This is a genomic window from Niallia sp. FSL W8-0954 (assembly GCF_038005605.1).
GTDB lineage: Bacteria > Bacillota > Bacilli > Bacillales > Cytobacillaceae > Niallia > Niallia circulans_A.
Window position 1 is genome coordinate 1,920,958 of the sequence record NZ_JBBOTN010000001.1, and the last position, 26,757, is coordinate 1,947,714.

General features: G+C 37.8%; 24 protein-coding genes and 1 other annotated feature. All 24 genes read left to right on the top strand.

Translation table 11 applies throughout. The features are described from left to right. Window positions 1-319: 319 nt before the first annotated feature. The 24 genes from ltrA to pyrE all read left to right on the top strand — a co-directional run bounded on the left by ltrA (window position 320) and on the right by pyrE (window position 26,272). Window positions 320-1,582, top strand: a complete 1,263-nt coding sequence (gene ltrA / locus NX902_RS09350; protein ID WP_171510276.1) for a group II intron reverse transcriptase/maturase — start codon at window positions 320-322, stop codon at window positions 1,580-1,582. Window positions 1,583-1,961: 379 nt separating this feature from the next. Continuing rightward, on the top strand, window positions 1,962-2,894 hold the full coding sequence (spoIIGA, locus tag NX902_RS09355) for a sigma-E processing peptidase SpoIIGA (protein WP_163184929.1): 933 nt from the start codon (window positions 1,962-1,964) through the stop codon (window positions 2,892-2,894). A gap of 45 nt (window positions 2,895-2,939) precedes the next feature. After that, a complete protein-coding gene (gene sigE, locus NX902_RS09360) occupies window positions 2,940-3,659 on the top strand; it encodes an RNA polymerase sporulation sigma factor SigE (protein WP_095329103.1) in 720 nt (239 codons plus the stop codon). A 152-nt stretch (window positions 3,660-3,811) separates the two neighbouring features. Next, window positions 3,812-4,591, top strand: a complete 780-nt coding sequence (gene sigG / locus NX902_RS09365; protein ID WP_047939922.1) for an RNA polymerase sporulation sigma factor SigG — start codon at window positions 3,812-3,814, stop codon at window positions 4,589-4,591. 211 nt (window positions 4,592-4,802) lie between these two features. After that, a complete protein-coding gene (gene pgeF, locus NX902_RS09370) occupies window positions 4,803-5,627 on the top strand; it encodes a peptidoglycan editing factor PgeF (protein ID WP_095329104.1) in 825 nt (274 codons plus the stop codon). Then, a complete protein-coding gene (locus tag NX902_RS09375) occupies window positions 5,628-6,305 on the top strand; it encodes a YggS family pyridoxal phosphate-dependent enzyme (protein ID WP_095329105.1) in 678 nt (225 codons plus the stop codon). It abuts the gene before it with no gap. 12 nt (window positions 6,306-6,317) lie between these two features. Beyond that, complete coding sequence (locus NX902_RS09380; protein WP_095329106.1) at window positions 6,318-6,815, top strand: cell division protein SepF; 498 nt, start codon at window positions 6,318-6,320, stop codon at window positions 6,813-6,815. Window positions 6,816-6,821: 6 nt separating this feature from the next. Beyond that, window positions 6,822-7,085: a YggT family protein gene (locus NX902_RS09385; RefSeq protein WP_095329107.1), complete on the top strand. Its 264-nt coding sequence runs from the start codon at window positions 6,822-6,824 to the stop codon at window positions 7,083-7,085. Window positions 7,086-7,624: 539 nt separating this feature from the next. Then, the gene (locus NX902_RS09390; protein ID WP_095329108.1) at window positions 7,625-8,398 is read left to right on the top strand and encodes a YlmH family RNA-binding protein; all 774 of its coding nucleotides are present in this window, start codon (window positions 7,625-7,627) and stop codon (window positions 8,396-8,398) included. Between the two features lie 202 nt (window positions 8,399-8,600). Then, window positions 8,601-9,098: a DivIVA domain-containing protein gene (locus tag NX902_RS09395; protein ID WP_016201026.1), complete on the top strand. Its 498-nt coding sequence runs from the start codon at window positions 8,601-8,603 to the stop codon at window positions 9,096-9,098. A 58-nt stretch (window positions 9,099-9,156) separates the two neighbouring features. Further along, window positions 9,157-9,390 (top strand) — a binding site (T-box leader). 98 nt (window positions 9,391-9,488) lie between these two features. Further along, window positions 9,489-12,248: an isoleucine--tRNA ligase gene (gene ileS / locus NX902_RS09400; RefSeq protein WP_341160696.1), complete on the top strand. Its 2,760-nt coding sequence runs from the start codon at window positions 9,489-9,491 to the stop codon at window positions 12,246-12,248. 343 nt (window positions 12,249-12,591) lie between these two features. Continuing rightward, on the top strand, window positions 12,592-12,873 hold the full coding sequence (locus NX902_RS09405) for a hypothetical protein (protein ID WP_095329110.1): 282 nt from the start codon (window positions 12,592-12,594) through the stop codon (window positions 12,871-12,873). A gap of 100 nt (window positions 12,874-12,973) precedes the next feature. Further along, the gene (gene lspA, locus NX902_RS09410) at window positions 12,974-13,471 is read left to right on the top strand and encodes a signal peptidase II (protein ID WP_095329174.1); all 498 of its coding nucleotides are present in this window, start codon (window positions 12,974-12,976) and stop codon (window positions 13,469-13,471) included. Continuing rightward, on the top strand, window positions 13,440-14,351 hold the full coding sequence (locus NX902_RS09415) for an RluA family pseudouridine synthase (RefSeq protein WP_095329111.1): 912 nt from the start codon (window positions 13,440-13,442) through the stop codon (window positions 14,349-14,351). The genes lspA and NX902_RS09415 overlap by 32 nt, the downstream gene beginning before the upstream one ends. A gap of 192 nt (window positions 14,352-14,543) precedes the next feature. Then, window positions 14,544-15,086, top strand: a complete 543-nt coding sequence (pyrR, locus tag NX902_RS09420) for a bifunctional pyr operon transcriptional regulator/uracil phosphoribosyltransferase PyrR (protein ID WP_095329112.1) — start codon at window positions 14,544-14,546, stop codon at window positions 15,084-15,086. Between the two features lie 169 nt (window positions 15,087-15,255). Further along, complete coding sequence (locus NX902_RS09425) at window positions 15,256-16,581, top strand: solute carrier family 23 protein (RefSeq protein ID WP_095329113.1); 1,326 nt, start codon at window positions 15,256-15,258, stop codon at window positions 16,579-16,581. Between the two features lie 188 nt (window positions 16,582-16,769). Continuing rightward, the gene (locus tag NX902_RS09430; RefSeq protein ID WP_123257432.1) at window positions 16,770-17,708 is read left to right on the top strand and encodes an aspartate carbamoyltransferase catalytic subunit; all 939 of its coding nucleotides are present in this window, start codon (window positions 16,770-16,772) and stop codon (window positions 17,706-17,708) included. Continuing rightward, window positions 17,674-18,960, top strand: coding sequence for a dihydroorotase (locus tag NX902_RS09435; protein WP_123257433.1), 1,287 nt, complete (start codon window positions 17,674-17,676; stop codon window positions 18,958-18,960). Before NX902_RS09430 ends, NX902_RS09435 begins: the two co-directional genes overlap by 35 nt. Then, window positions 18,957-20,054 carry a carbamoyl phosphate synthase small subunit gene (locus NX902_RS09440; protein ID WP_095329116.1) on the top strand — a complete coding sequence of 366 codons (1,098 nt, stop codon included), beginning with the start codon at window positions 18,957-18,959 and terminating at the stop codon, window positions 20,052-20,054. The genes NX902_RS09435 and NX902_RS09440 overlap by 4 nt, the downstream gene beginning before the upstream one ends. After that, on the top strand, window positions 20,041-23,253 hold the full coding sequence (carB, locus tag NX902_RS09445) for a carbamoyl-phosphate synthase large subunit (protein ID WP_123257434.1): 3,213 nt from the start codon (window positions 20,041-20,043) through the stop codon (window positions 23,251-23,253). The genes NX902_RS09440 and carB overlap by 14 nt, the downstream gene beginning before the upstream one ends. Next, window positions 23,250-24,029 carry a dihydroorotate dehydrogenase electron transfer subunit gene (locus tag NX902_RS09450; RefSeq protein WP_095329118.1) on the top strand — a complete coding sequence of 260 codons (780 nt, stop codon included), beginning with the start codon at window positions 23,250-23,252 and terminating at the stop codon, window positions 24,027-24,029. Before carB ends, NX902_RS09450 begins: the two co-directional genes overlap by 4 nt. Beyond that, complete coding sequence (locus NX902_RS09455) at window positions 24,026-24,967, top strand: dihydroorotate dehydrogenase (RefSeq protein ID WP_163184933.1); 942 nt, start codon at window positions 24,026-24,028, stop codon at window positions 24,965-24,967. Before NX902_RS09450 ends, NX902_RS09455 begins: the two co-directional genes overlap by 4 nt. Beyond that, the gene (gene pyrF, locus NX902_RS09460; protein ID WP_095329120.1) at window positions 24,939-25,655 is read left to right on the top strand and encodes an orotidine-5'-phosphate decarboxylase; all 717 of its coding nucleotides are present in this window, start codon (window positions 24,939-24,941) and stop codon (window positions 25,653-25,655) included. The genes NX902_RS09455 and pyrF overlap by 29 nt, the downstream gene beginning before the upstream one ends. After that, on the top strand, window positions 25,652-26,272 hold the full coding sequence (gene pyrE, locus NX902_RS09465) for an orotate phosphoribosyltransferase (protein WP_095329121.1): 621 nt from the start codon (window positions 25,652-25,654) through the stop codon (window positions 26,270-26,272). Before pyrF ends, pyrE begins: the two co-directional genes overlap by 4 nt. The last annotated feature ends 485 nt before the right edge of the window (window positions 26,273-26,757 follow it).

Consider the following 26,757-nt stretch of genomic DNA (forward strand, 5'->3'; position numbering starts at 1 on the left):
ATAGATGGTGTGAAAGTGCATGTGCTTACCCGGGGAGGTCTGATGGAAACGTGAAGTACCCTTCATAACCTACTTGGTGACAAGTAGCTGAATCATCAGAAGTCAGCAGAGGTCATAGTACGATTGGGTCTAGAACCAGTCGGAAGGACTGAACAATTAAGAGAGATTAGCCCTTGGCTTTCCATCTAGAATGAAATAGCACAGAAAACAGAGAAACCTCACGCTTAGAAAGTAGTGGTGAATCCCACGAGGGTATTTGCGGAGGGTGGAGTTCAGATGGGCATAATAAGATAAGCTAATCACGGAAAGGAACGAAATGGTGATGTTGAATCAAATTCTTGAACGGCAAAATATGATACAAGCGCTAAAGCGAGTGGAAGCGAATAAAGGAAGCCATGGAGTAGACATGATGCCCGTACAAACCTTACGACAGCACATCCTCGAAAATTGGGAAACCATTAAATCGCAGATTTTGAATGGAACCTATGAACCACAACCAGTACGTCGAGTCGAAATCCCGAAACCAGATGGTGGTGTGCGTTTACTAGGTATCCCAACCGTGACAGATCGTTTTATTCAACAAGCTATCTCGCAGATTTTATCAAAGGAATATGACAAAACATTTTCGGACCACAGTTATGGATTCCGTCCAAATCGGAGTGCCCATGACGCTATTCGGAAAGCAAAGGGTTATTTAAAGGAAGGTTATCGATGGGTGATTGATATGGATTTAGAGAAATTCTTCGATAAGGTCAATCATGACCGACTAATGGCAACATTAGCGAAACGAATTTCAGATAAATCTTTATTAAAACTTATTCGTAAATATCTCCAAGCTGGTGTCATGATAAATGGAGTGATTTCAAGTATAGAAGAAGGAACACCACAAGGTGGACCTTTAAGTCCCTTACTTTCAAACATAGTTCTAGATGAACTCGATAAAGAGTTGGAGGAACGTGGACATAAATTCGTTCGATACGCAGATGATTGCAATATTTATGTGAAAACAGAACGTGCGGGTCTAAGAGTAATGGCGAGTGTACAAAGATTTATTGAGGGAAAACTTCGTTTAAAAGTAAACGAAAAGAAATCAGCGGTAGACCGTCCTTGGAACCGGAAGTTCTTAGGTTTTAGTTTCACGAGTCACAAAGAACCAAAGGTTCGTCTTGCGAAAACAAGTCTAGTTCGAATGAAAAAGAAAATACGAGAGATTACCTCAAGAAAGATGCCATACTCCATGGAATACAGAATCAAGATGTTAAACCAATATCTAATGGGGTGGTGTGGTTATTTTGGATTAGCAGATACAAGTTCCACATTCAAATCACTAGATAGCTGGATTAAAAGAAGATTAAGGATGTGTCTATGGAAGAATTGGAAGAAACCTCAAACAAGAGTCAGAAATCTTACTCGGTTGAAAGTTCCTTTTGGAAAAGCATACGAGTGGGGAAACACCCGAAAAGGGTACTGGCGCATTTCTAAAAGCCCCATATTACACAGAACCCTCGGCAATTCCTATTGGGAAAGCCAAGGGCTGAAAAGTCTGCAAGTTCGTTACGAAACTTTGCGTTATTCATCTTAATTGAACCGCCGTATACGGAACCGTACGTACGGTGGTATGAGAGGTCGGGAGTTAATCACTCCCTCCTACTCGATTTATCTTCCAGGAATAAAGTAATCTCCCCTTTTATTTAGAGTAAAACTCATCACTTCTTTTATTCTTCCCTTTTTATTCCTTTGAATTAGTAAAAAAACTGATAATATTTCGCTAGAACTTAAAGTTTTTAACCGAGGAGATATAGTGACAAAAACCGTTAGAAATAGAGCAAATTTCTGATATTTTGATTACAGAAAGTGACAGAATTTCAAGAACAAGTACGTTATACTTTTTCGTAACAGATTAGTAGAGAGAAGATTTACTTCTTTTGTTGCTTTTATGAAGGAGAGGAGGAATTACATGCTTGGCCATTTATTTAGATGTGATATGGCTATTAAATTTTTTGTTTGACAGTTTATTACTATATTTAACAGGCATTCTATTAAAGAAAAAAATTATCCATTGGCGAATATTGCTTGGAGGGTTAATTGGTTCCCTTATTATCCTTTTTTCGATAACGCCGCTTAGTCCCTATACTAATCATCCCATATCGAAACTTCTATTTTCTATCGTGATGGTAGCAATGGCTTTTGGATATAAGCGATTTCGTACCTATATCCAAGCATTAATGATATTTTACTTAGCTACTTTTTTAATTGGGGGAACTTTGATAGGTGCTCATTATTTTATTCAGTTTGATTTCAATCTTTCTTCTTCTGTCCTTCTTGCAAGCATTAAAGGCTTTGGTGACCCGATAAGTTGGCTTTTTGTTTTGTTAGGATTTCCGATTGCTTGGTACTTTTCGAGAAGAAATGTGGAAGGGATGGAAGTGACAAAGATTCAATATGAACAGATAATCGACGTTATTTTTCAAGTAGGGGGAAAAGAATTTTCTATCAAGGGTTTGGTGGATAGTGGTAATCAAGTATATGATCCCATTTCCCGCCTTCCCGTAATGTTTGTATCTTTGAAAAATATAGAAAAGGATATGCCAGCAGAAATAATTCGTCTCACGGACCAGCCAGAAGCTATTATCTATGGCAGTCAACCAATCGCACCAGAATGGGAAAGCAAGATGCGAATTATTCCATATAAGGTAGTCGGCAAGGACCACCAGTTACTTATTGCCGTGAAACCAGATTCTTTGCTTTTAAAAAAAGAGCAGGAAGTAATTGCAGTGGAAAAGGGATTAATCTCGTTTACCAATCAAGTTCTATCTGCTGAGGGCATATTTGATTGTATTGTTCATCCAAAAATGCTCTTAGGAAAAAAATCAATCGAAGAAAAAGTTAGTTAATATACTATACTCACGAAAATCATCGTTTAGAAGGAGGAAATGCACATGAGTAAATGGAAGCTTCGCTTATCTTATTATTGGTACAAATTACTGATAAAACTTGGACTGAAAACAGATGAAGTATTTTATATTGGTGGAAGTGAAGCACTGCCTCCTCCGTTAACGAAAGAAGAAGAGGAAATCCTTTTAGAAAAACTTCCAAAAGGAGACCAAGCAGCTCGTTCGATGCTGATAGAGAGAAATTTACGCCTTGTTGTTTATATCGCAAGAAAGTTTGAAAATACTGGGATTAACATCGAAGATTTAATCAGCATTGGCACAATCGGATTAATTAAGGCGGTTAATACGTTTAATCCGGAAAAAAAAATAAAACTGGCCACATATGCTTCAAGATGTATTGAAAATGAAATTTTGATGTATTTGCGCAGAAATAATAAAATCCGTTCAGAGGTTTCATTTGATGAGCCGTTAAATATAGATTGGGATGGAAATGAACTTCTTCTCTCCGATGTTATGGGCACAGAGGATGATATTATTACGAAAGATTTAGATGCAAGTGTAGATAAAAAGCTATTAGTAAAAGCGCTTCACCAATTGTCTAACAGAGAGAAACAAATCATGGAATTACGGTTTGGTTTAGGAACGGGAGAAGAAAAAACGCAAAAGGATGTAGCAGATATGCTTGGGATATCCCAATCGTATATTTCTCGCTTAGAGAAAAGGATTATTAAAAGACTACAAAAAGAATTTAATAAAATGGTCTAAAAAATTTTTTCGTTCGGAAAGCCTTGTCCCACATAAATTCAGTTGAAATTAGCGTAAATAGGAAATTTAACAAAAATTCATCCCATGCATATTTTTCCTTCTCGGGGAGATACTGTTTTTTGTACAGCAGCTCCTGTGAGGAGGGAAATAGATTGACTCGAAATAAAGTAGAAATTTGCGGTGTGGATACATCAAAGCTTCCAGTATTAAAAAACGAAGAAATGAGATTGCTCTTCAAGCAAATGCATGAGGGAGATACATCCGCAAGAGAAAGTCTCGTAAATGGGAATCTCCGCCTCGTATTAAGTGTGATACAACGATTTAATAATCGAGGAGAATTCGTGGATGACTTATTTCAAGTGGGTTGTATTGGTCTAATGAAATCTATCGATAATTTTGATTTAAGTCAAAATGTTAAGTTTTCCACCTATGCTGTTCCGATGATTATTGGAGAGATTCGTCGTTATTTACGCGACAATAATCCAATTAGGGTTTCCAGATCTCTGAGAGACATTGCTTATAAGGCATTACAGGTCAGAGAAAGGTTGATGAATAAAACATCAAAAGAACCAACAGCTGAGGAAATTGCCAAAGAGTTAGACATTCCACATGAAGATATTGTTTTTGCATTAGATGCTATTCAAGATCCAGTATCGCTTTTTGAACCAATCTATAATGATGGTGGAGATCCGATTTATGTAATGGATCAATTAAGTGATGAAAAGAATAAGGATATACAGTGGGTGGAAGAATTAGCATTAAAAGAAGGAATGCGCCGATTAAATGATCGAGAAAAGTTGATATTGCGAAAGCGGTTTTTTCAAGGGAAAACACAAATGGAAGTGGCAGATGAGATAGGCATCTCACAAGCGCAAGTCTCAAGATTGGAAAAAGCTGCTATTAAACAAATGAATAAAAACATTCAAAGCTAAATAGGAATAAAACAGGTTAGACTTCTTAAAGTAGGTACTTTAATGATTGTCTAGCCTTTTCTATTGGTAAAAAGGGAGAGGAATGGCAGGTTAGAAAAGAGCGAGTTTCGAATTTCATAAAATGCAACCTTATTTCTACAGAAAAATATGTTTTTCTGTGACCAATGACAGCTCTATATGGTAAACTAAAACAAAAAGATGGGGTTAGATAATGGAACCTTTTATTTTAAGAAATAAGCAGTTTTTCAATCTTGATTTATGGGAGCAGCAGTTTCCGAATCTAATAGCTGGTTTCACAACAAAAAATGGTGGGAAAAGTAAAGGCGATTATGCAAGTTTAAATATGGCGTTTCATGTAAATGATCAAAAGGATACAGTGGTTGCAAACCGTAAGGAACTAGCACAAAAATTATCTTTCCCATTAGAGCAATGGGTTGGTGCTGTGCAAACACATCAAGTTAATATTGTGGAAGTAACACAAGCACATTTAGGTATGGGTGCAAGCGATTATGATAGTGCGTTAAAAGATACGGATGGTTTGTTTACTTTTGAAAAAAATATATTATTAACTTTATGTTTTGCAGATTGTGTTCCTTTATATTTCATTCATCCAGCTACAAAAGCAGTAGGTATCGCTCATGCTGGATGGCAAGGAACCGTAAAAGGCATTGCCGGGGAAATGATGAAAGTTTTTGCTTCTCATAAGATACCAAGAGAAGAAGTGCTCGCCATTGTTGGTCCTTCTATCTCAGAGCGCCATTATGTCGTGGATGATCGTGTTATTAATGAAATAGAAAAGGCAATACAATCAGAACACAAGCCATTTAGTACTATTTCTCCAGGACAATACAGACTGAATTTACAAGAAGCAAATAAGCAGATATTGTTAGAAAGTGGTATGCTCGAAAGTAATATTCATCTAACCGACTATTGTACTTACGAAGATGATGCATATTTTTTCTCTCACAGAAGAGATAAAGGGAACACTGGGAGAATGATGAGTTATATTGGATGGAGAGAGGAAGACGAAAATTAAATGTTAGTGAAAGATAATCTTAATGGAATAAAACAAGAAATAGTAGCAGCATGTAAAAAAGTGAATCGTCAGCCAGAAGAGGTTACGATAATTGCTGTCACAAAATATGTTACAATAGAGCGAGCAAAAGAAGCACTCGATGCTGGCATTGTTCATTTAGGAGAAAATCGTGAAGAAGGATTATTAGCAAAATATGATGTTCTTCAAGACAAGCCTATATGGCATTTTATCGGATCATTGCAGACGAGAAAAGTAAAAGGTATTATAGATTATGTAGACTATATTCACTCATTGGATCGACTTTCTCTAGCAAAAGAAATACATAAAAGAGCGAATCGAACCATAAAGTGTTTTGTACAGGTTAATGTTTCCAATGAAGAGTCAAAGCATGGAATGAAGCCAGAGGAAGTTATCGATTTTGTTAAACAGTTGTCCGAATATCCTCATATTCAGGTAGTTGGATTAATGACGATGGCACCATTTACAGATGATAAAGAATTCTTGCGTGAGTGCTTTCAGAATTTAAAAAGCATTCAAGAAGATGTTAAAGGACTACAATTACCATATGCTCCATGTACAGAGCTTTCTATGGGAATGTCAAATGATTATTCTATTGCGATCGAAGAGGGAGCAACGATGATAAGAATTGGAACTGCTTTAGTAGGAAGCGAGAATTAGGAGGCAAGTGAAATGAGCATAAAATCAAAAATTAAAACGTTTTTCTTTTTAGAAGATGAAGATTATGAAGAAGAGCAAGTAAACTATCAAGAAGAACCAAGCGAGCCGGCAAGGAATTATAAGCAGCCTGTACAGCATACTCACAGTCAGCATAACCATAACCATCATATTCAGCAGCAACAACCGAAAAACAGTCAAAATGTTGTGAGTTTACAAAGTGTACAGAAGTCATCGAAGGTATTTTTAGTGGAACCTCGTGTGTACGCAGAAGCACAAGATATTGCTGATCAATTAAAAAATCGTCGTGCAGTTGTTGTGAATTTACAGCGCATCGAAAAAGACCAAGGAAAGCGTATAATTGACTTCCTAAGTGGCACTGTTTATGCTATCGGTGGCGATATCCAGAAAATCGGTACGGATATATTCTTATGTACACCAGATAACGTAGAAGTTTCAGGGAATATCTCGCAAATCCTGCAAGATGCAGAATACGAAAATACGAGGTGGTAAAACCGAATGACAATGATTATTTATTTGTTAGCTAGATTATTACAGTATTACTCTTATGCTTTAATTATTTACATTCTAATGTCATGGATTCCAAATGCACGCGAAACGTCAATTGGAATATTCCTAGCTAGAATTTGTGAACCATATTTAGAGATTTTTAGAAGGTTTATTCCGCCTCTTGGCATGATTGATATTTCGCCAATTGTTGCTATCTTCGTATTAAATCTTGCAGGAATGGGAATTCAACAATTAGGATTTTGGTTTATATAAAAAGTCAAAAGAGGATGGGACAATACAAAATATATAATGCATAAAGACGAACAATCTCTAATTAAGTAGTAAAACCAATTCGTTCCATTGCGCTACAGACCCACGATGCGCCGGGGAGCAACCTAAGTCTCCTCGGCTAAAGCCTGTGGGGTCTTAGGTTTTGCTCTACTTCCCGCAGGAGTCGAGGGTCCTCCGCTCCATTCCACTCCGTTTTTAAAGGTTGTTTCGTTCCATTATTTTTTTTAAAAGAAAATATAATTATTAGGAAAAACGGAGCAGATTGAATACACGTAGACTCCTATGGGATCTGCGAGAAAGTCCGAGACCCTGCAGGCGAAGCCGAAGCGGCTCGGAGCTCGCCCTATGGAAAGCGAAGTGTATTCAGTCTGCGGTGACTAACCATAAAACCCATTCAGAATGAAAATAACAAACAATTATACGAGAATTTGATTAGCATCTTCATATAATTGTTCGGATTTATATTTGGTTGGAATACTTTTGTCCCAGCCCTTTTTCTATGCCAAAAAGGAGTTACAAAGATGTCAATTTATCAACATTTTCGTCCGGAAGAAAGAGAATTTATCGATCAAGTGCAAAATTGGCGAAATTATGTCGCGGATACTTATGCGCCGAAATTGACTGATTTTTTGGATCCGCGTGAACAAAAAGTCCTTAGGATGATTATCGGAGAAAATCAGGAAGTAAAATATGCATTTTTTGGCGGACATGAACAGGCGGAAAGAAAACGAGCTATCCTTTACCCTGAATATTATCAACCGATGGAAGCAGATTTTAATTTAGCCTTATTAGAAGTGAATTATCCCAAGAAATTTGTTACGATAGAGCATCCTCATGTTTTAGGAAGTTTAATGTCGCTTGGATTAAATAGAAGTAAATTCGGAGATATATTCGTTCTTGACGGGGATATTCAAGTTGTCGTTGCTGGTGAAGTTGAGGATTATGTAAGACTTCAACTTGATTCTATCGGAAAAGCAAAGGTAACACTTGCTGCTGTACCTTTAGAAAAAATAATTTTAACAGAGGAACACTGGACAGAGATGACTACGACTATTACGTCGCTTCGACTTGATGCGATTCTTGCTGCTATTTATAATTTTTCAAGAGAAAAAGCAAAAAACTATATCACCCAAGGCTTAGTAAAAGTTAACTTTACTTTAAATGAAAACGTCGCTTTTATGTGTGAAGAAGGGGATGTATTCTCAGTGCGCGGAGAAGGCAGAGCGACGATTAAATCGATTGAAGGCAAAACAAAAAAAGATAAATGGAGGATTGTAGTAGGTAAATTGAAGTAGAGAATCGAAAATGAAGGAATTCCCAGAATTTCTATTTCAGACAAAAAACATAGTTTTTTTATTGTATATATATGATACAATATTTTTTAGCAGCATTATTTTTCATGTTTCTTCTTATTTTTTAAAAATAATGCAGGAAATCCGATAATACTGTCGAAATAAGGATGATACATAAAGAAATTGAAGTTTGGGAGGTGGCTTTATGCCATTAACGCCGTTAGATATTCATAACAAGGAATTTGCCAAAGGCTTCCGTGGTTATGATGAAGATGAAGTAAATGAATTTCTTGATCAGGTAATTAAAGATTATGAAAATATTATCCGCGAGAAAAAAGAACTGGAAGAAAGATTAAACGAGTTAACTGACCGTATCGGCCACTATAATAATATTGAAGAAACATTAAATAAATCAATTGTTGTAGCACAAGAGGCTGCTGAGGAAGTTAAACGTAATGCACAAAAAGAAGCAAAACTAATTATTAAAGAAGCGGAAAAGAATGCAGATCGAATTGTGAACGAATCACTATCAAAGGCGAGAAAGATCGCGCTTGAAATTGAAGAATTGAAAAAGCAGTCAAAAGTGTTCCGTACACGTTTCAAAATGTTGATTGAAGCACAATTAGATATGTTAAACAACGATGATTGGGATCATTTATTAGAATATGAATTAGATGCATCAGAGTTAAATTCCACAAAATAAAGACCATAGTCTTGACGATAAGGTAGAATTGCAATATAATTTTTCACAAATATATATTCATGTAGCGTTGATAGGGATAGTAGATTGTCAAAAACTTATGAAAAGCGAATCAGGGATGGTGTAAGCCTGATATAAGTTGGCAATTGAAAATCACCCTGGAGTCTTTTTCTGAAAAGTTAAGTAAGAAAAAGCGGTTCATTGCCGTTAAAAAATGTCTAAGTGGATAAAAGTTATTTTTATCTATAAGGGTGGTACCGCGGGAACCTAATGGAAAAACCTTCTCGTCCCTTTCGTGGGGATGAGAAGGTTTTTTGCTGTCTATACTGAATTAGAGAATATTGGTTAGATGGAAGTATACATGAAAAAAGAGAATTAAGTTGGAGGAAGAAAATGGAATATAAAGATACGTTGCTCATGCCAAAAACAGCATTTCCGATGAGAGGAAACTTGCCTAATCGTGAGCCTGAAATTCAAGCGAAATGGAAAGAAATGAACATCTACGAAAAAGTACAGGAACGTACTCAAGGTCTCCCAATGTTTGTTTTGCATGATGGACCTCCATATGCAAACGGAGACATCCATATTGGACATGCGCTTAATAAAATTTTAAAAGATTTCATTGTTCGTTATAAATCAATGACTGGCTTTCAAGCACCATATGTGCCAGGATGGGATACACACGGTCTGCCAATCGAACAAGCTTTAACCAATAAAGGGGTTAAACGTAAAGAAATGACGATTGCTGAGTTCCGTAAACTATGTGAAGAATATGCATTAGGGCAAATCGACAGTCAACGAGAACAATTTAAACGCTTAGGAGTTCGCGGAGATTGGGAAAATCCTTATATTACTTTAAAGCCTGCGTATGAAGCACAGCAAATTAAAGTGTTTGGAGAGATGGCGAAAAAAGGCTATATTTACAAAGGTAAAAAGCCAGTTTACTGGTCTCCAACAAGTGAATCAGCTCTTGCTGAAGCTGAAATTGAATATAAAGATAAAAAGTCTGCTTCCATTTATGTTGGCTTTAAAGTAAAGGATGGCAAAGGGGTTCTAGAAGAGGATGTACAAATCGTTATCTGGACAACTACTCCATGGACAATTCCTGCTAACTTAGGTATTTCTGTTCACCCTACTTTAACGTATGTTGTAGTGGAAGAAAAAGGCAGCAAATACTTAGTAGCACAAGACTTACTGGAAAGTGTTAAAACAGAAATTGGCTGGGAAGAAGCGAAAGTAGTTCAAGAATTGAAAGGGAAAGACTTAGAGTATATTCTAGCTGCACATCCAATCTATGGCCGTGATTCTTTAGTAATGTTAGGAGAACACGTAACAACAGATGCAGGTACTGGATGTGTTCATACTGCTCCTGGACATGGGGAAGATGACTTCTTAGTTGGGCAAAAATACGGATTGGAAGTTCTTTGTCCTGTTGATGATAAAGGGGTTATGACAGAAGAAGCACCTGGATTTGAAGGGTTATTCTATGATAAAGCGAATAAGCCGATTACCGAAAAACTGGAAGAGGCTGGAGCATTATTAAAGCTGCAATTTATCACTCACTCCTATCCACATGACTGGAGAACGAAAAAACCAGTTATTTTCCGTGCTACCGCACAATGGTTTGCTTCTATTAAAGACTTTAGAAATGAACTATTAGATGCAGTTAAAGAAACAGCTTGGGTTCCGGCATGGGGCGAAACAAGATTATTTAATATGATTCGTGATCGTGGAGACTGGTGTATTTCAAGACAACGTGCATGGGGAGTGCCAATTCCTGTATTTTATGCAGAAAACGGTGACAGCATTATTACGGATGAAACGATTGAGCATATTTCTAATTTATTTAGAGAAAATGGTTCAAATATTTGGTTTGAAAAGTCTGCGAAGGAATTATTACCAGAAGGATTTACACACCCTGGAAGCCCTAATGGAGAATTTACGAAAGAAACAGATATTATGGATGTATGGTTCGACTCTGGTTCTTCTCACCAAGCTGTATTGCTAGAAAGAGATGATCTGCAGCGTCCTGCTGACTTATATCTAGAAGGTTCTGACCAATATCGCGGCTGGTTTAACTCCTCTTTATCTACAAGTGTAGCGGTAACTGGTAAAGCACCTTATAAAGCTGTTTTAAGTCATGGCTTTGTTTTAGATGGAGAAGGCCGTAAAATGAGTAAGTCACTAGGAAATGTAATGGTTCCTGCAAAAGTTATGAATCAATTAGGTGCAGATATTTTACGCCTATGGGTAGCTTCTGTAGACTTCCAAGCAGATGTACGCGTATCTGATGCTATATTAAAACAAGTAACAGAAGGATATCGTAAAATTAGAAATACATTCCGTTTCTTATTAGGAAATCTTGCTGATTTCAATCCAGAAACAGATGCACTTTCCTACGATGAATTACGTGAAGTTGATCAGTTTATGCTGATTAAATTAAATAAATTGATTAAAAACGTAACAGAATCCTATGATAAATATGACTTCTCTACGATTTATCATAATATTAATAATTTCTGTACACTGGACTTAAGTGCATTCTATCTTGATTTTTCAAAAGATGTACTTTACATTGAAGCAGCAAATAATAAAGAAAGAAGAGCGATTCAAACCGTTCTTTACGAAAGCTTAATCAGCTTAACAAAATTAGTTGCACCAATCTTACCGCATACTGCGGATGAGGTATGGGATCATATCTCTTCTGCACAAGAAGAAAGTGTACAGCTAACTGATTTCCCAGCATACACAACATTTGAAAATAGTGATGTGTTAGAAGAAAAATGGAATAAATTCTTGGTTGTACGTGATGATGTGCTGAAAGCTTTAGAAGAAGCACGTAATCAAAAAGTAATCGGTAAATCACTTGCAGCGAAAGTAACATTGTATGTAAATGAAGAAGTAAATAGCCTTCTAAATTCCATTCAAGAAAACTTACAGCAATTATTTATCGTATCAGGTTTTGAAATTGCTGGTGCATATAATAGCGCACCTGAAGATGCTTTAAAACTTGAAAATGCAGCTATTGTTGTTACAAAAGCAGATGGTGAAACATGTGAAAGATGCTGGACTGTAACAACAGATGTCGGTAAAGTGGAAGCACATCCAACACTATGTGAACGATGCGCACATGTAGTAGAAGAAAATTATTAATAATTTTTTATATGAGGCTGAAACATAAACTTTCAAGCCGAAGTTAACCCCAAATAAGGATACGAAAAAATATTTCGTATCATTTGTTTGGGGTTTTTTTGATAAAAGGAAAAAAGTTTTGGAAAAGCCTTTTATTGGGAAAAGAAAACAGAAAAAGTGATTACATAGTGTGAAAAACATTCCTGGCTATTATCATAAAGCGGAGGGGATTTTTTATACATGTGAAAAGAAGTGAAATACTTCCACCTCCGTTAATAGTTGTTATGCCTGTTAAATCTTTAATCGGTTTTTGTCTCCCTCAATGGAAATGCTAAAAATAATTAAAGAAACGGAGGTAATGGAATTGAATTCTACTATTGAAAAGCTTTATACAGAACTCCGTATGACACAAATTGAATTAGTAACAACGTTAAGAGTAAAAAGAGATTCAAAAATAAATAAATATATTGAAGATGAACTAAAAGATGTAGAAGAAACGATGCAAAAGTTAGAAACTGGTAATTTTGGAATGTGTGAAATGTCAGGTGAATTGCTGCCATTTGATTTGTTGGAGATGATTCCGACAATTAGGACAAAGGACGATATTAACAGCATTCAATCCTATTATCGAAAGTCAATCCACTGATTAATACACTAGCTTCAAATAGAAATATGCGGCCAAGCTATCGTTTTCATCTAGTTTATGCTAAAATGCTAAAGGAGACTCGAGAATGGAGGAAACTTTAGTGTTTTATTACATAATTGCAGCTATTATTATTATTATTGATCAATGGACAAAATGGTTAGTTGTAAAAAATATGGAGCTGGGAGAAAGCATCGAGGTAATAAAAGATTTTTTCTACCTAACATCTCATCGTAATAGTGGAGCTGCATGGGGCATGCTGGAAAATCAAATGGTATTTTTCTATATTATCACCGTCATTGTGGTGATTGGGTTAATTTATTTGATTCAAACTGGTACAAAAGGAAAAATGCTGTATGGCGTTTCACTTGGTCTAATTTTGGGTGGTGCGCTTGGTAATTTTATCGACCGGGCCAGACATCAATATGTAGTCGACTTTATCAATACGTATATCTTCAATTATGATTTCCCTATATTTAATATTGCAGACTCATCTTTAGTAATTGGTGTTATTTTATTAATCCTAGTGATGCTGAGGGAGGATAGAGACGCAAAGAAGGAGAAGAAACATGGAGAAAAAGGAACATATCATTCAAAGTGAACAAGTAAATGAACGAATCGACAAGATTGTTTCCACAATTAATGCAGATTGGTCCAGAACGCAGGTTCAACAATGGATAAAAGACGGTCATGTAACTGTTAACGGACAAACTGTCAAAACAAAGTATAAAGGTGTTTTAAATGATATAGTAGCTATTGAAGTACCAGAAGCAGTGGAGTTAGATGTAGAAGCAGAGGAAATGGATTTGGATATTTATTATGAGGATCAAGATGTTATCGTAGTAAATAAACCAAAGGGAATGGTTGTACATCCAGCACCTGGCCATGTAACAGGAACATTAGTAAATGGTCTGATGGCGCATTGTAAAGATCTTTCTGGGATTAATGGGGTGATGAGACCAGGGATTGTCCACCGAATTGATAAAGATACGTCTGGTCTGCTGATGGTTGCTAAAAATGATGCTGCGCATGAAAGCCTAGTGAATCAATTAGTAGCAAAAACGGTAACGAGAAAATATAAAGCATTAGTACATGGTTCTATTCCCCATGATTATGGGACAATTGAGGCACCGATTGGTCGTGACACGAAAGACAGACAAAGTATGGCTGTTGTAGATAAGGGGAAACACGCGGTTACTCATTTTCACGTGCTAGAAAGAATAGCGGAATACACCTATATTGAATGTCAATTAGAGACGGGACGTACCCACCAAATTCGTGTGCATATGAAGTATATCGGCTATCCGCTTGTGGGAGATCCTAAATATGGACCAAGAAAAACATTAGATATTGGCGGTCAGGCACTTCATGCTGGCTTACTAGGATTTGAACATCCACGAACAGGAGAATATCTAGAGTTCGAAGCACCTTTACCTAAAGAATATGAACAGCTTTTAGATACATTACGAAATAATCGTTGACAAGAGTTCTATCTTATATTAAGATAACTTTAGTTGAATAAGTCCTTTAAATCAATCCCGTGAGGTTGAGAAGGTAACGGATTATAGCTATTTTAAGTAATAGCTATCTTAGTATACGTATATCCTCTCATCCAAAAGGGTGAGAGGATATTTTTTTTAAAGATTGAATTCACAGCATGGATGGTGATCGAGATGTCAAAAAAGGCACTTGTACTAGACGATCAAGCAATAAGACGAGCATTAACTAGAATCGCTCATGAAATTATTGAAAAGAATAAAGGGATAGAAAATTGTATTCTAGTTGGCATTCGGACAAGAGGTATCTATATTGCAAACCGTCTTGCCGAAAAAATTGCCCAAATAGAAGGAAAGCCAATCGAAGTTGGAGAGTTAGATATTACGTTATATCGAGATGATTTAACGAAGAAAACAAAGAATGAGGAACCATTAGTAAAAGGATCAGATATTCCAACAGATATCCAAGGCTTAAAAGTCATTCTGGTAGATGATGTGTTATATACAGGTAGAACTGTTCGTGCCGGAATGGATGCACTGATGGATTTGGGAAGACCAGCATCTATACAGCTTGCGGTTTTAGTGGACAGAGGTCATCGAGAACTTCCGATAAGAGCTGATTATGTAGGGAAGAACATTCCAACTTCCAGTTCAGAAAAAATTGTAGTCGAGCTTGATGAAGTCGATGGACATGATGAAGTAAATATATTTGAAAATTAAATAGATCCCTTTTAAAAGCAGTCCTGTGAGGCTGAAAAGGGGAGTTTTTCTAAGGTTTCTTTAAACCTGCTTAAAACCCCTTTTTGCTGCGCAGAAAAGGGGTTTTATTTTTTCAATAGGGGATATTAATAACTTACTCAATTTTTTAAAACAGAAAGAGGAGACAGAAATGAACGAAACAAAACCCTTATTAGGAATTAATGATAAACCAAGTGCTCTTCAATGGATTACCTTAAGCTTACAGCATTTATTCGCCATGTTTGGCGCAACTGTATTAGTACCATTCTTAATTGAATTGAGTCCAGCGGTCGCTTTAGTCTCAAGTGGAATAGGTACACTCGCATTCTTAATCATTACACAATTTAAAGTACCTGCATATTTAGGCTCCTCTTTTGCTTTTATCGCACCCGTTATCGCGGCGAAGACAATGCCGGGCGGCGGGCCAGGCGCAGCAATGATCGGAACCTTTATTGCCGGAATTGTGTATGGAATTGTTGCCTTAACGATTAAAAAAGCAGGATATCGTTGGATTATGAATATCTTGCCACCGATCGTTGTCGGACCTGTAATCATGGTAATCGGATTAGCGCTTGCTACAACTGCGGTTGGACAATCAATGTATATGAATAATGGAGCTGAGAATCAAGAATACAGCTTACTTTATATCTCTGTAGCATTAGTGACATTACTTGCAACCATCCTTTTCACGATGTTTGGCAAAGGAGTATTCAGCTTTATCCCAATATTAGCAGGTATCGTAATCGGCTATGTCTATGCCCTGCTTGTAGGAGTGGTTAACTTTCAAGGAGTCTTGGATGCCAAATGGTTTGCAATGCCAGACTTTATCTTCCCATTCGTAGATTATCCTGTAACAATAAACCTTGCCCTACTAACAATTTTTGTTCCAGTGGCAATCGTGACACTAACGGAGCATATCGGTCATCAGCTTGTATTAAGTAAAGTAGTTGGAAAAGATTATATAAAAGATCCTGGCCTTCACAGAAGTATTTTAGGAGATGGAACTGCAACGATTATATCTGCTTTAATGGGTGGACCTGCAAAAACAACTTATGGAGAAAACATAGGGGTTTTAGCAATAACGAGAGTGTATAGTGTATATGTTTTAGGAGGAGCAGCAGTATTAGCAATAGGTTTTGGCTTTATCGGCAAAATTGCGGCCCTTATACAGTCTATCCCAACACCAGTAATGGGAGGCGTATCTATCCTTCTTTTCGGAATTATTGCATCATCTGGATTAAGAATTATTGTAGAAGCAAAGCTTGATTTTAATAAAAACCGCAATTTAGTTATTGCATCTGTCATCCTTGTAACTGGAATAGGCGGATTCTCGATTCATATGGGAGAACACTTTAAACTAGAGGGAATGGCTTTTGCTGCAATCCTCGGAATTATTTTAAACCTAGTATTGCCTGGTAGAGAAAAAGCAAAAGAAGATTTATTCGAAGAATCAATCGCAGTAGATGAAACTAAATAAGAACACCTTTTAAACAAGTACAGAGAGACTTATAAGGGTGCCAAAAACGATGCATAGATTATAGCCGCAGGTTTACTTTGCCTAAATCTATGCAAAAGTGAAATTTTTGACGCCCTAACGAGTATGTTAGGGCGTTTTTTTTGCGAAGTGAAGTTAGTAAACAGCAGCAAATCACGGGAGGTAGTATCATGGAAAACTTATTAACGACGACTGAGTTAACCGTTACAGAGATTCAGGAAATCTTAAGAGATGCACAAAGATTTGCAGATGGAGAAATATGGCGGCCGGCAAATCAATGTTTTATAGCAAATCTTTTTTTCGAAGCTAGCACGAGAACAAAAAGCAGCTTTGAAGTAGCGGAAAGAAAGTTAGGACTTGAAGTGATTCCTTTTGAAACGACAACCTCAAGTGTTGTGAAAGGAGAAACACTATATGATACTGTTCGAACGCTGGAATCAATAGGAGTAAATGCTGTAGTCATAAGGCACGAAACTGACCGCTACTTTGATGAGTTAGTCGGAAAAGTAAATATACCAGTCCTTAATGCAGGAGATGGCTGTGGTCATCATCCTACTCAATCATTGCTTGACCTTCTAACCATACAGCAGGAATTCCAACGCTTCAACGGCTTAAAAGTAAGTATTATCGGTGATATTAGCCATAGCCGTGTCGCTAGATCTAATGCAGATGCTCTGACAAGGCTAGGGGCAGAGGTTGTTTTTTCCGGACCAAGAGAATGGTTTGATGAAACAGTCTTACAAGATGCAAATTATGAAGATATTGATACAGCGATTGAAACATCCGATGTTGTGATGCTGCTGCGTGTCCAACATGAAAGGCATGGCGATGAAAGAGCTGTTTTTGACAAAGAAAGCTACCATAAGCTTTATGGATTAACAATAGAAAGAGAAAGAAAAATGAAGCAAGGAAGCATTATTATGCATCCTGCCCCAGTAAACAGAGATGTTGAAATTGCCGATGAACTTGTGGAATGCGAACGCTCCAGAATTTTTAAGCAAATGGAGAATGGTGTGTTTATCCGCATGAGTGTACTAAAAAGATCATTAGAAAATATCGGAGGGAGAAATGAACATGTCAATACTTATCAAAAATGGCCAGTTGCTTAATACTACAGGGGAATTAGAACAGAACGACATTTTGATTGAAAATGGAGCAATTAAGATGATTGCAAAGGAAATCAATGTAACTGCAGAGGAAGTGATTGATGCAGCTGGAAAAGTGGTTGCGCCAGGCTTTATTGATTTGCATGTTCATTTAAGAGAGCCAGGCGGCGAAAAGAAAGAAACGATTGCAACAGGGACAATGGCAGCAGCTAGAGGTGGATTCACAACGATTGCGAATATGCCAAACACTAGACCTGTGCCTGACACGGTCGAAAATCTACATAATTTAAATGAAAGAATTAAAAAAACAGCAAATGTAAATGTTTTACCGTATGCCTCCATTACAATTAGACAATTAGGGACAGAGCTTACTGATTTTAAGGCACTTAAAGAATTAGGAGCATTTGCCTTTACAGATGATGGCGTAGGAATTCAAGAAGCTGGCCAAATGCTTGAAGCAATGAAGCAAGCTGCTGCGTTGGATATGGCAATTGTCGCTCACTGTGAAGACAACAGCCTCATTAATAAAGGTTGTGTCCATGAAGGGGAATTTTCGAAGGCGAACGGTGTAAATGGAATACCAAGTGTTTGTGAATCAGTCCAAATTGCAAGAGATGTTCTTTTAGCAGAAGCAACAGGCTGTCATTATCATGTTTGCCATATCAGTACAAAAGAATCTGTACGTGTTGTAAGAGATGCGAAAAAAGCTGGAATAAGAGTGACTGCAGAGGTATCACCACACCACTTACTATTAGCAGATACAGATATTCCTTCCCTTGACACGAATTATAAAATGAATCCTCCTTTAAGAGGAACAGAGGATCGTGCTGCTCTAATCGAAGGGCTGCTAGATGGAACAATTGATTTTATTGCAACAGATCATGCACCACATACAGCAGAAGAAAAGGCACAGTCGATGCAGCTTGCACCATTTGGAATTGTTGGTTTAGAAACAGCATTTCCGCTCCTTTATACGAACTTTGTAAAAACAGGGGTCATGACGCTGCAACAGTTAATGGATTATCTAACGGTAAAACCAGCTCAAAGCTTTAAATTGGATACGGGAACATTAGAAACAGGAAAGAAAGCGGATATCGTAATACTTGATTTAGAAGAGAAAAATAAAATTGATCCTGAAACATTTTTATCAAAAGGAAGAAATACCCCATTTGCTGGTTGGGAATGTCAAGGTTGGCCAGTTACAACAATTGTTAGTGGAAAGATTGCTTGGAGAAAGGAAAGTGTACACGCATGAAAAAACAACTAATTCTTGAAGATGGCACAGTATTTATCGGGAAAGGCTTCGGTGCCGATACAGAAAAATTTGGTGAAATAGTATTTAACACAGGTATGACAGGCTATCAGGAAATTCTATCCGATCCATCCTACTGTGGACAAATTGTCACACTTACGTATCCTTTAGTGGGGAATTATGGCATCAATAGAGATGATTTTGAATCGATAACGCCTGCTATCCATGGATTTATTGTCAAAGAAGTGTGTGATTTCCCTTCAAACTGGCGAAATGAACTATCATTAGACGAATATTTTAAACAAAAGAAAATTCCCGGAATTGCAGGAATAGATACGAGAAAATTAACCCGTATTATCCGTCAATATGGAACGTTAAAAGGCGCCATTTGCAGCATCGAAGAAAATGCGGAAGAAGTAATTGCAAAATTAAAAGGTATTACATTAAGTGCAGAACAAGTAAAGCAAGTTTCAACAAAGAAACCTTATCCAAGCCCTGGCCGTGGAAGCCGCGTAGTGTTAGTAGACTATGGCATGAAGCATGGTATTTTACGAGAATTAAATAAACGAGATTGTGATGTAATCGTTGTTCCTTATAACACTACAGCAGAAGACATTCTAAATTTAAGTCCAGATGGTGTGATGTTATCTAACGGACCTGGGGATCCAAAGGATGTACCGGAGTCCATTGAAGCAATTAAAGGAATTATTGGGAAAGTACCGTTGTTTGGAATCTGTCTAGGTCATCAATTGTTCGCACTTGCAAGTGGGGCAAACACGGAGAAAATGAAGTTTGGTCATAGAGGATCAAACCACCCAGTGAAGGATTTATTAACAGGGAAGGTTTCGCTGACATCGCAAAACCATGGCTATACAGTAGAGGAAGAATCTATTAAATATACAAACTTAGAAATAACACATATTGCTTTAAATGATGGAACAATTGAAGGCCTACAGCATAAAGAATATCCAGCATTTACCGTACAATATCATCCAGAAGCTTCACCTGGACCAGAGGATGCCAACTATTTATTCGATCGTTTTATGGAAATGATACAATCTCACAAACAGGAAGGTGCCGCATATGTCAAAGCTTAAAAGTATTAAAAGTATATTAGTAATCGGATCAGGACCAATCATCATTGGGCAGGCAGCAGAATTTGACTATGCAGGAGCGCAAGCATGTATCGCTTTAAAGGAAGAAGGCTATCGTGTTATTCTAGTAAACTCCAACCCTGCGACCATTATGACAGATACAGAAATGGCAGATAAAGTGTATATAGAACCATTAACACTTGAATTTGTCAGCAGAATTATCCGCAAAGAGCGACCAGATGCTATTCTCCCAACATTAGGAGGGCAAACTGGCTTGAACCTTGCTGTTGAGCTTTCCGATGCTGGTGTGTTGAAGGAATGTGGAGTTGAAGTACTTGGAACAAAGCTATCTGCCATTCAGCAAGCAGAAGATAGAGACCTTTTCCGTAATTTGATGAATGAATTAGGTGAACCTGTACCAGCTAGTGATATTATCCACAATATGGAGGAAGCAAAAGCTTTTGTGGAGAAAATTGGTTATCCGGTTATCGTCCGACCTGCTTTTACACTAGGAGGAACTGGTGGAGGGATTTGCCATAATGATGAAGAATTAGAAGAGATCGTAACAAGCGGCTTGAAAAATAGCCCAGTTACACAATGTTTATTAGAAAAAAGCATCGCGGGCTTTAAAGAAATTGAATACGAAGTAATGCGTGATAGCAATGATAACGCGATTGTAGTATGTAACATGGAAAATATCGATCCAGTTGGGATTCATACAGGTGACAGTATTGTCGTGGCACCAAGCCAAACATTAAGCGACCGTGAATATCAATTACTAAGAAATACATCTTTAAAAATTATCCGTGCCTTAAAAATCGAAGGTGGCTGTAACGTACAGCTTGCCTTAGATCCAGATAGCTTTCAATACTATATTATCGAAGTAAACCCAAGAGTAAGTCGTTCATCTGCCCTTGCTAGTAAAGCAACTGGCTATCCAATTGCAAAGCTGGCGGCAAAAATTGCAGTAGGCTTAACATTGGATGAGATGATGAATCCTGTCACTGGAAAAACTTATGCAAGCTTTGAGCCAGCCCTTGATTATGTTGTAAGTAAAATCCCACGCTTTCCTTTCGATAAGTTTGAATCAGCAAAGCGTAATTTAGGGACCCAAATGAAAGCAACTGGGGAAGTAATGGCAATTGGCCGTACTTTTGAAGAATCTTTACTAAAAGCGATCCGCTCTCTAGAAGCAAAAGTATATCATTTCTCTCTAAATGCAGCAGATGAAACAAGTGATGAATTACTCGAGAAACGAATAAGAGTTGCCGGTGACGAAAGATTGTTTTATATAGCAGAGGCACTTAATCGGGGCATAAGCATAGAAACCATTCATGAGTGGAGTAAAATTGATCTCTTCTTCCTTTTCAAACTGGAAGGCATTATTAAGTTTGAGAAAGAGTTAGTTAACCATCCATTTGATGAGGAGTATGTAAAAGAAGCAAAAGAAAAAGGATTCGCTGATATTCAGCTTGCAAAGCTTTGGAACACAACAGAACTTGAAATATATAACTGGAGAAAAAAGAAAGGCATTGTACCTGTCTATAAAATGGTTGATACATGTGCTGCTGAATTTGAATCAGAAACACCATACTACTATGGAACATATGAAGAGGAAAATGAATCCATTGTCACAGATAAGAAGAGCATTGTTGTCCTTGGTTCGGGTCCAATTCGTATCGGTCAAGGAATTGAGTTTGACTATGCAACGGTTCATTCTGTTTGGGCAATCAAGGAAGCAGGCTATGAAGCAATAATCATCAACAACAATCCAGAGACTGTTTCAACAGACTTTAGTATTTCAGATAAACTTTACTTTGAGCCACTTACAATTGAAGATGTCATGCATATCATTGATTTAGAAAAGCCAGAGGGAGTAGTGGTTCAGTTTGGCGGACAGACAGCCATCAACTTAGCTGGTCCATTAGCAGAGCGTGGCATCAAAATTTTAGGAACATCTCTTGAAGATTTAGATCGTGCGGAGGACCGTGATAAGTTTGAACAAAGTCTTCAAGCCTTGGGTATACCACAGCCAGACGGAAAAACAGCGTTAACAGTTGAAGAAGCAATTGTCGTTGCACAATCAATTGGCTACCCTGTACTAGTAAGACCATCTTATGTATTAGGTGGAAGAGCAATGCAGATTGTTTATAAAGAAGAAGAGCTGGTTCCTTATATGGAGAATGCAGTTAAAGCAAGTCCGGGACAGCCAATCTTAATTGATCGATATTTAACAGGGAAAGAAATTGAAGTGGATGCAATCTGTGATGGCACTGATGTAGTAATTCCAGGAATTATGGAGCATATTGAGCGAGCGGGAGTACACTCAGGCGATTCGATCGCAGTCTATCCGCCACAAAGCTTATCTGCAGAAATCAAGCAAACATTAGTAGATTATACAACAAGGCTGGCAAAAGGGTTAAAAATCGTTGGTTTGCTGAATATCCAGTATGTTGTATCCAAAGGCGAAGTTTTTGTACTAGAAGTAAATCCTCGCTCTAGTAGAACAGTACCTTTCTTAAGTAAAATTACGAATGTGCCAATGGCGAAAATAGCTACTAAAGTTATTTTGGGTACTTCCTTAAAAGAACAAGGCTATCAATCCGGCTTAGTAGTAGAGAAGTCTGGTGTTTATGTGAAAGTTCCAGTATTCTCTTTTGCAAAATTACGAAGAGTAGATATTACCTTAGGTCCTGAGATGAAGTCAACAGGAGAAGTAATGGGGAAAGACATCACTCTTGAAAAGGCTCTTTATAAAGGGTTAATTGCTTCAGGAATGAAGATTAAAACATTCGGAACTGTTCTGATGACAATTGGCGATAAAGATAAGGAAGAGGCTTTACAGCTTGCAAAAAGATTTACGAATATCGGCTATAGCTTAATGGCAACAAGTGGAACAGCAGCTTTCCTTGAAAGCAATGACATTCCAGTAAAAGTGGTTGGCAAAATCGGTGGAGAAGGCCATACATTAATTGATGTCATCCGCAATGGAGAAGCACAATTTGTCATTAATACCTTCTCCAAAGGCAGTCAGCCAGCAAGAGATGGGTTCCGTATCAGACGTGAATCTGTCGAAAATGGGATTCCGTGTTTAACTTCTTTAGACACAGCAGAGGCGATCCTGCGAGTAGTTGAATCCATGACGTTCTCTACAGAGGCAATGGAGCCAAGCAAAAAGCAATCGGAGGCAGTGTTAATATGATCAAAAATGAAATCTGTACAGTAGTTGATCAGAAGGAAATCGCGGAGAATATTATGGAGCTCACCTTAACAGGTGGGCTTGTCTCTGAAATGAACGAGCCAGGTCAATTTGTTCATATCAAAGTAAGTGATCATTCTGCACCGTTATTAAGACGTCCAATTAGTATTTGCCACATTGATCAGGAAAGAAAAACATTTACGATGATCTACCGTGCAGAAGGAGCTGGCACCAAGCTTCTTGCCAAAAAACAAGCAGGAGAAGCTATTGATATCCTTGGTCCATTAGGAAATGGTTTCCCAATTGAAGAAAGTAAGTCAGGGCAGACAGCATTATTAGTTGGTGGAGGAATTGGAGTGCCGCCATTATATGAATTAGCCAATCGTCTAGTTGCCAAAGGAGTAAAGGTAGTGGCTGTATTAGGCTTTCAAACAGAATCCGTTGCTTTTTATGAAGAAAAGTTTGCCAAACTCGGGGATACGTATATCGCTACAGTAGATGGTAGTTATGGTACACAAGGATTTGTGACAGATGTTATTTTTCAAGAAAAACTAGAATTTGACGTATTATATTCCTGTGGACCAACACCAATGCTTAAAAATCTAGAAAAAACATTTCCAGATAAAAAGGTGTTCATTTCTTTAGAGGAAAGAATGGGTTGTGGGATTGGTGCGTGCTTTGCTTGTGTATGTCATACAGCAGATGATCCAACAGGGTTTAGTTATAAGAAAGTATGTACAGATGGACCAGTATTTAGAACAGGGGAGGTTGTCCTATGAACCGACTTCAGGTAAAGCTTCCTGGATTAGAGCTTAAAAACCCGATTATGCCTGCTTCTGGCTGTTTTGGATTTGGACGGGAATACAGTAATTTATATGATTTAAGCAAGCTTGGTGCTATCATGATTAAAGCGACAACTGTGGAGCCTCGCTTTGGCAATCCTACACCAAGAGTCGCAGAAACTACTTCTGGGATGCTCAATGCTATCGGTCTTCAAAATCCCGGTCTTAAAAAAGTAGTTGGGGAAGAATTGCCATGGCTAAGTCAGTTTGATGTACCAATTATTGCAAATGTTGCTGGATCCGTTGAAGAGGATTACGTTGAAGTGGCGAAAGAGATTTCCAAAGCTTCGAATGTCGCCGCATTAGAATTAAACATTTCTTGTCCGAATGTAAAAACAGGAGGAATTGCTTTTGGAACAATCCCTGAGGTTGCAAAGGAATTGACGAAAAAGGTAAAGGAAGTATCAGAGGTTCCGGTATATGTAAAGCTATCTCCCAATGTGACAAATATTGTGGAAATGGCAAAAGCAGTGGAAGCAGGAGGGGCAGATGGGATTACCATGATTAATACGCTTGTTGGCATGCGTCTGGACTTAAAGACAGCACAACCCATTCTAGCGAACAAAACGGGAGGCTTATCTGGACCAGTTGTTAAACCTGTAGCAATTCGAATGATTTATGAAGTAAGTCAAGCGGTAAATCTGCCGATTATCGGAATGGGCGGTGTATCGTCGGCTGAGGATGTCCTAGAGTTTTTCTATGCTGGTGCAAGTGCAGTAGCAGTCGGGACAGCAAACTTTGTGGACCCATTCATTTGCCCAAAAATAATCGAAGAATTACCTGAGCTTTTAGATAAATACGGATTTGAACATATTTCAGAAGTAACTGGAAGGAGCTGGGGAAAGCATGAACAATTCGCTTATCATCGCGCTTGATTTTGCAACAAAGGAAGAGGTGCATTCCTTTTTGAGCAAATTTAATGGAGAATCTTTATTTTTAAAGGTAGGAATGGAACTTTTTTATAAAGAAGGACCAAGCATTATCAAGGAATTAAAAGAGCAAAATCATCAAATTTTCCTCGACTTAAAATTACATGATATCCCTAATACCGTTGGAAGTGCGATGAAAAATATTGCTAGCTTAGGCGTTGATTTAGTAAATGTCCATGCAGCCGGCGGAGTGGACATGATGGCTCGGGCAGTGGAAGGACTTGAAGCAGGGACACCATCTGGAATGAAGCGAGCAAAATGTATTGGAGTAACTCAGCTAACAAGTACGTCTGAAGCAAGCATGCAAAAAGAGCAGTTAATTTCAGTACCTTTAGTAGAGTCTGTTTTACATTATGCAACGATTACGAAAGAGGCTGGATTAGATGGCGTTGTTTGCTCCACATTAGAAGCTGGGGCCATTCGTGAACAATTAGGAGAATCGTTTCTCACTGTAACACCTGGCATTCGATTACAAACAGATCAAGTACAGGATCAAGTACGCGTTGCAACACCTCAAGTTGCCCGTGAGAATGGTGTATCAGCAATAGTTGTTGGTCGTTCGATTACAAGAGCAGAAAATCCATATGAAAGTTATACATTATTTAAATCAGAGTGGGAGGGCATTATGCTATGAAACATGAAATTGCTGAACAATTACTAGAGATTAAAGCTGTTTTTTTACAGCCAAATGATCCATTTACTTGGTCTTCAGGATTAAAATCTCCAATCTATTGCGATAATCGCTTAACTTTGTCTTATCCTAAGGTGCGTAAAAATATTGCGACAGGGTTAGCTGATTTAATTAAAGAAAATTTCCCCGAAACAGAAGTAGTGGCTGGAACAGCGACAGCAGGTATTCCTCATGCTGCTTGGGTAAGTGATATTTTAGATTTACCAATGGCATACGTCCGCTCAAAAGCAAAAGCGCATGGAAAAGGAAATCAGATTGAAGGAAAAGTGGAAAAGGGCCAAAAAGTAGTCGTCGTCGAGGATTTAATTTCTACTGGGGGGAGTGTCATCACAGCTGTTAATAGTTTACGAGAAGCAGGTTGTGAGGTTCTTGGTGTCGTTGCGATTTTTACATATGAATTACCAAAGGGCAAAGAACTCCTTGGGGACGCTGAGATTACAGCCTACTCATTAACAGACTATTCGAGCTTATTAGATGTAGCACAGAAACAAGGCTATATTCAAGAAGGAGATTTGGCAAGCTTAAATGCTTGGAAGGAAAGTCCGGAGAATTGGGGATAGATTAAGGAGTGAACAGCACTTTTATGTAAAGTGCTGTTTTTTAGTTTGAGTAAAAAAGTTTGTTATTGTTTGGGATTTGGTGAGAAGAATTGTTCAATAGAGGCATGAAAATGGAAGGGTGAAGGGGGGTTGGCGAAAAGTAGCGTTTATAGGGATGGTGAACGCCAAAATGGATGCAGGAAGTAAGAAAAATGGTGTTCATAGAAGGGATGAACGCCAAAATTGGGGTGAGATGGAGGAGAAGTGGTGTTCATAAAAAGGATGAAAACCAAAATTGGAGTGAGATGGAGGAGAAGTGGTGTTCATAGAAGGGATGAACGCCAAAATTAGTGCAAGAGGAAGAACAATGGTGTTCATAAAAGGTATGAAAACCAAAATTAGTGAGGGAAGTAAAAAAATTGGTTTTCAGACGGATTTACCATAAGTTACATGCACAATCAAACAAAAAAACGAGAGGCAGCTAAAGACCTCTCGTTTCAAACTAT

Coding starts and splice junctions, on each gene's coding strand:
- NX902_RS09375 (WP_095329105.1), top strand. CDS start 5,628: ATGTTAGTGAAAGATAATCTTAATGGAATAAAACAAGAAATAGTAGCA.
- NX902_RS09390 (WP_095329108.1), top strand. CDS start 7,625: ATGTCAATTTATCAACATTTTCGTCCGGAAGAAAGAGAATTTATCGAT.
- NX902_RS09395 (WP_016201026.1), top strand. CDS start 8,601: ATGCCATTAACGCCGTTAGATATTCATAACAAGGAATTTGCCAAAGGC.
- NX902_RS09450 (WP_095329118.1), top strand. CDS start 23,250: ATGATCAAAAATGAAATCTGTACAGTAGTTGATCAGAAGGAAATCGCG.
- NX902_RS09435 (WP_123257433.1), top strand. CDS start 17,674: ATGTCAATACTTATCAAAAATGGCCAGTTGCTTAATACTACAGGGGAA.
- sigE (WP_095329103.1), top strand. CDS start 2,940: ATGAGTAAATGGAAGCTTCGCTTATCTTATTATTGGTACAAATTACTG.
- pyrR (WP_095329112.1), top strand. CDS start 14,544: ATGTCAAAAAAGGCACTTGTACTAGACGATCAAGCAATAAGACGAGCA.
- NX902_RS09430 (WP_123257432.1), top strand. CDS start 16,770: ATGGAAAACTTATTAACGACGACTGAGTTAACCGTTACAGAGATTCAG.
- NX902_RS09440 (WP_095329116.1), top strand. CDS start 18,957: ATGAAAAAACAACTAATTCTTGAAGATGGCACAGTATTTATCGGGAAA.
- carB (WP_123257434.1), top strand. CDS start 20,041: ATGTCAAAGCTTAAAAGTATTAAAAGTATATTAGTAATCGGATCAGGA.
- NX902_RS09455 (WP_163184933.1), top strand. CDS start 24,026: ATGAACCGACTTCAGGTAAAGCTTCCTGGATTAGAGCTTAAAAACCCG.
- pgeF (WP_095329104.1), top strand. CDS start 4,803: ATGGAACCTTTTATTTTAAGAAATAAGCAGTTTTTCAATCTTGATTTA.
- NX902_RS09385 (WP_095329107.1), top strand. CDS start 6,822: ATGACAATGATTATTTATTTGTTAGCTAGATTATTACAGTATTACTCT.
- pyrF (WP_095329120.1), top strand. CDS start 24,939: ATGAACAATTCGCTTATCATCGCGCTTGATTTTGCAACAAAGGAAGAG.
- NX902_RS09415 (WP_095329111.1), top strand. CDS start 13,440: ATGGAGAAAAAGGAACATATCATTCAAAGTGAACAAGTAAATGAACGA.
- pyrE (WP_095329121.1), top strand. CDS start 25,652: ATGAAACATGAAATTGCTGAACAATTACTAGAGATTAAAGCTGTTTTT.
- NX902_RS09380 (WP_095329106.1), top strand. CDS start 6,318: ATGAGCATAAAATCAAAAATTAAAACGTTTTTCTTTTTAGAAGATGAA.
- NX902_RS09425 (WP_095329113.1), top strand. CDS start 15,256: ATGAACGAAACAAAACCCTTATTAGGAATTAATGATAAACCAAGTGCT.
- ileS (WP_341160696.1), top strand. CDS start 9,489: ATGGAATATAAAGATACGTTGCTCATGCCAAAAACAGCATTTCCGATG.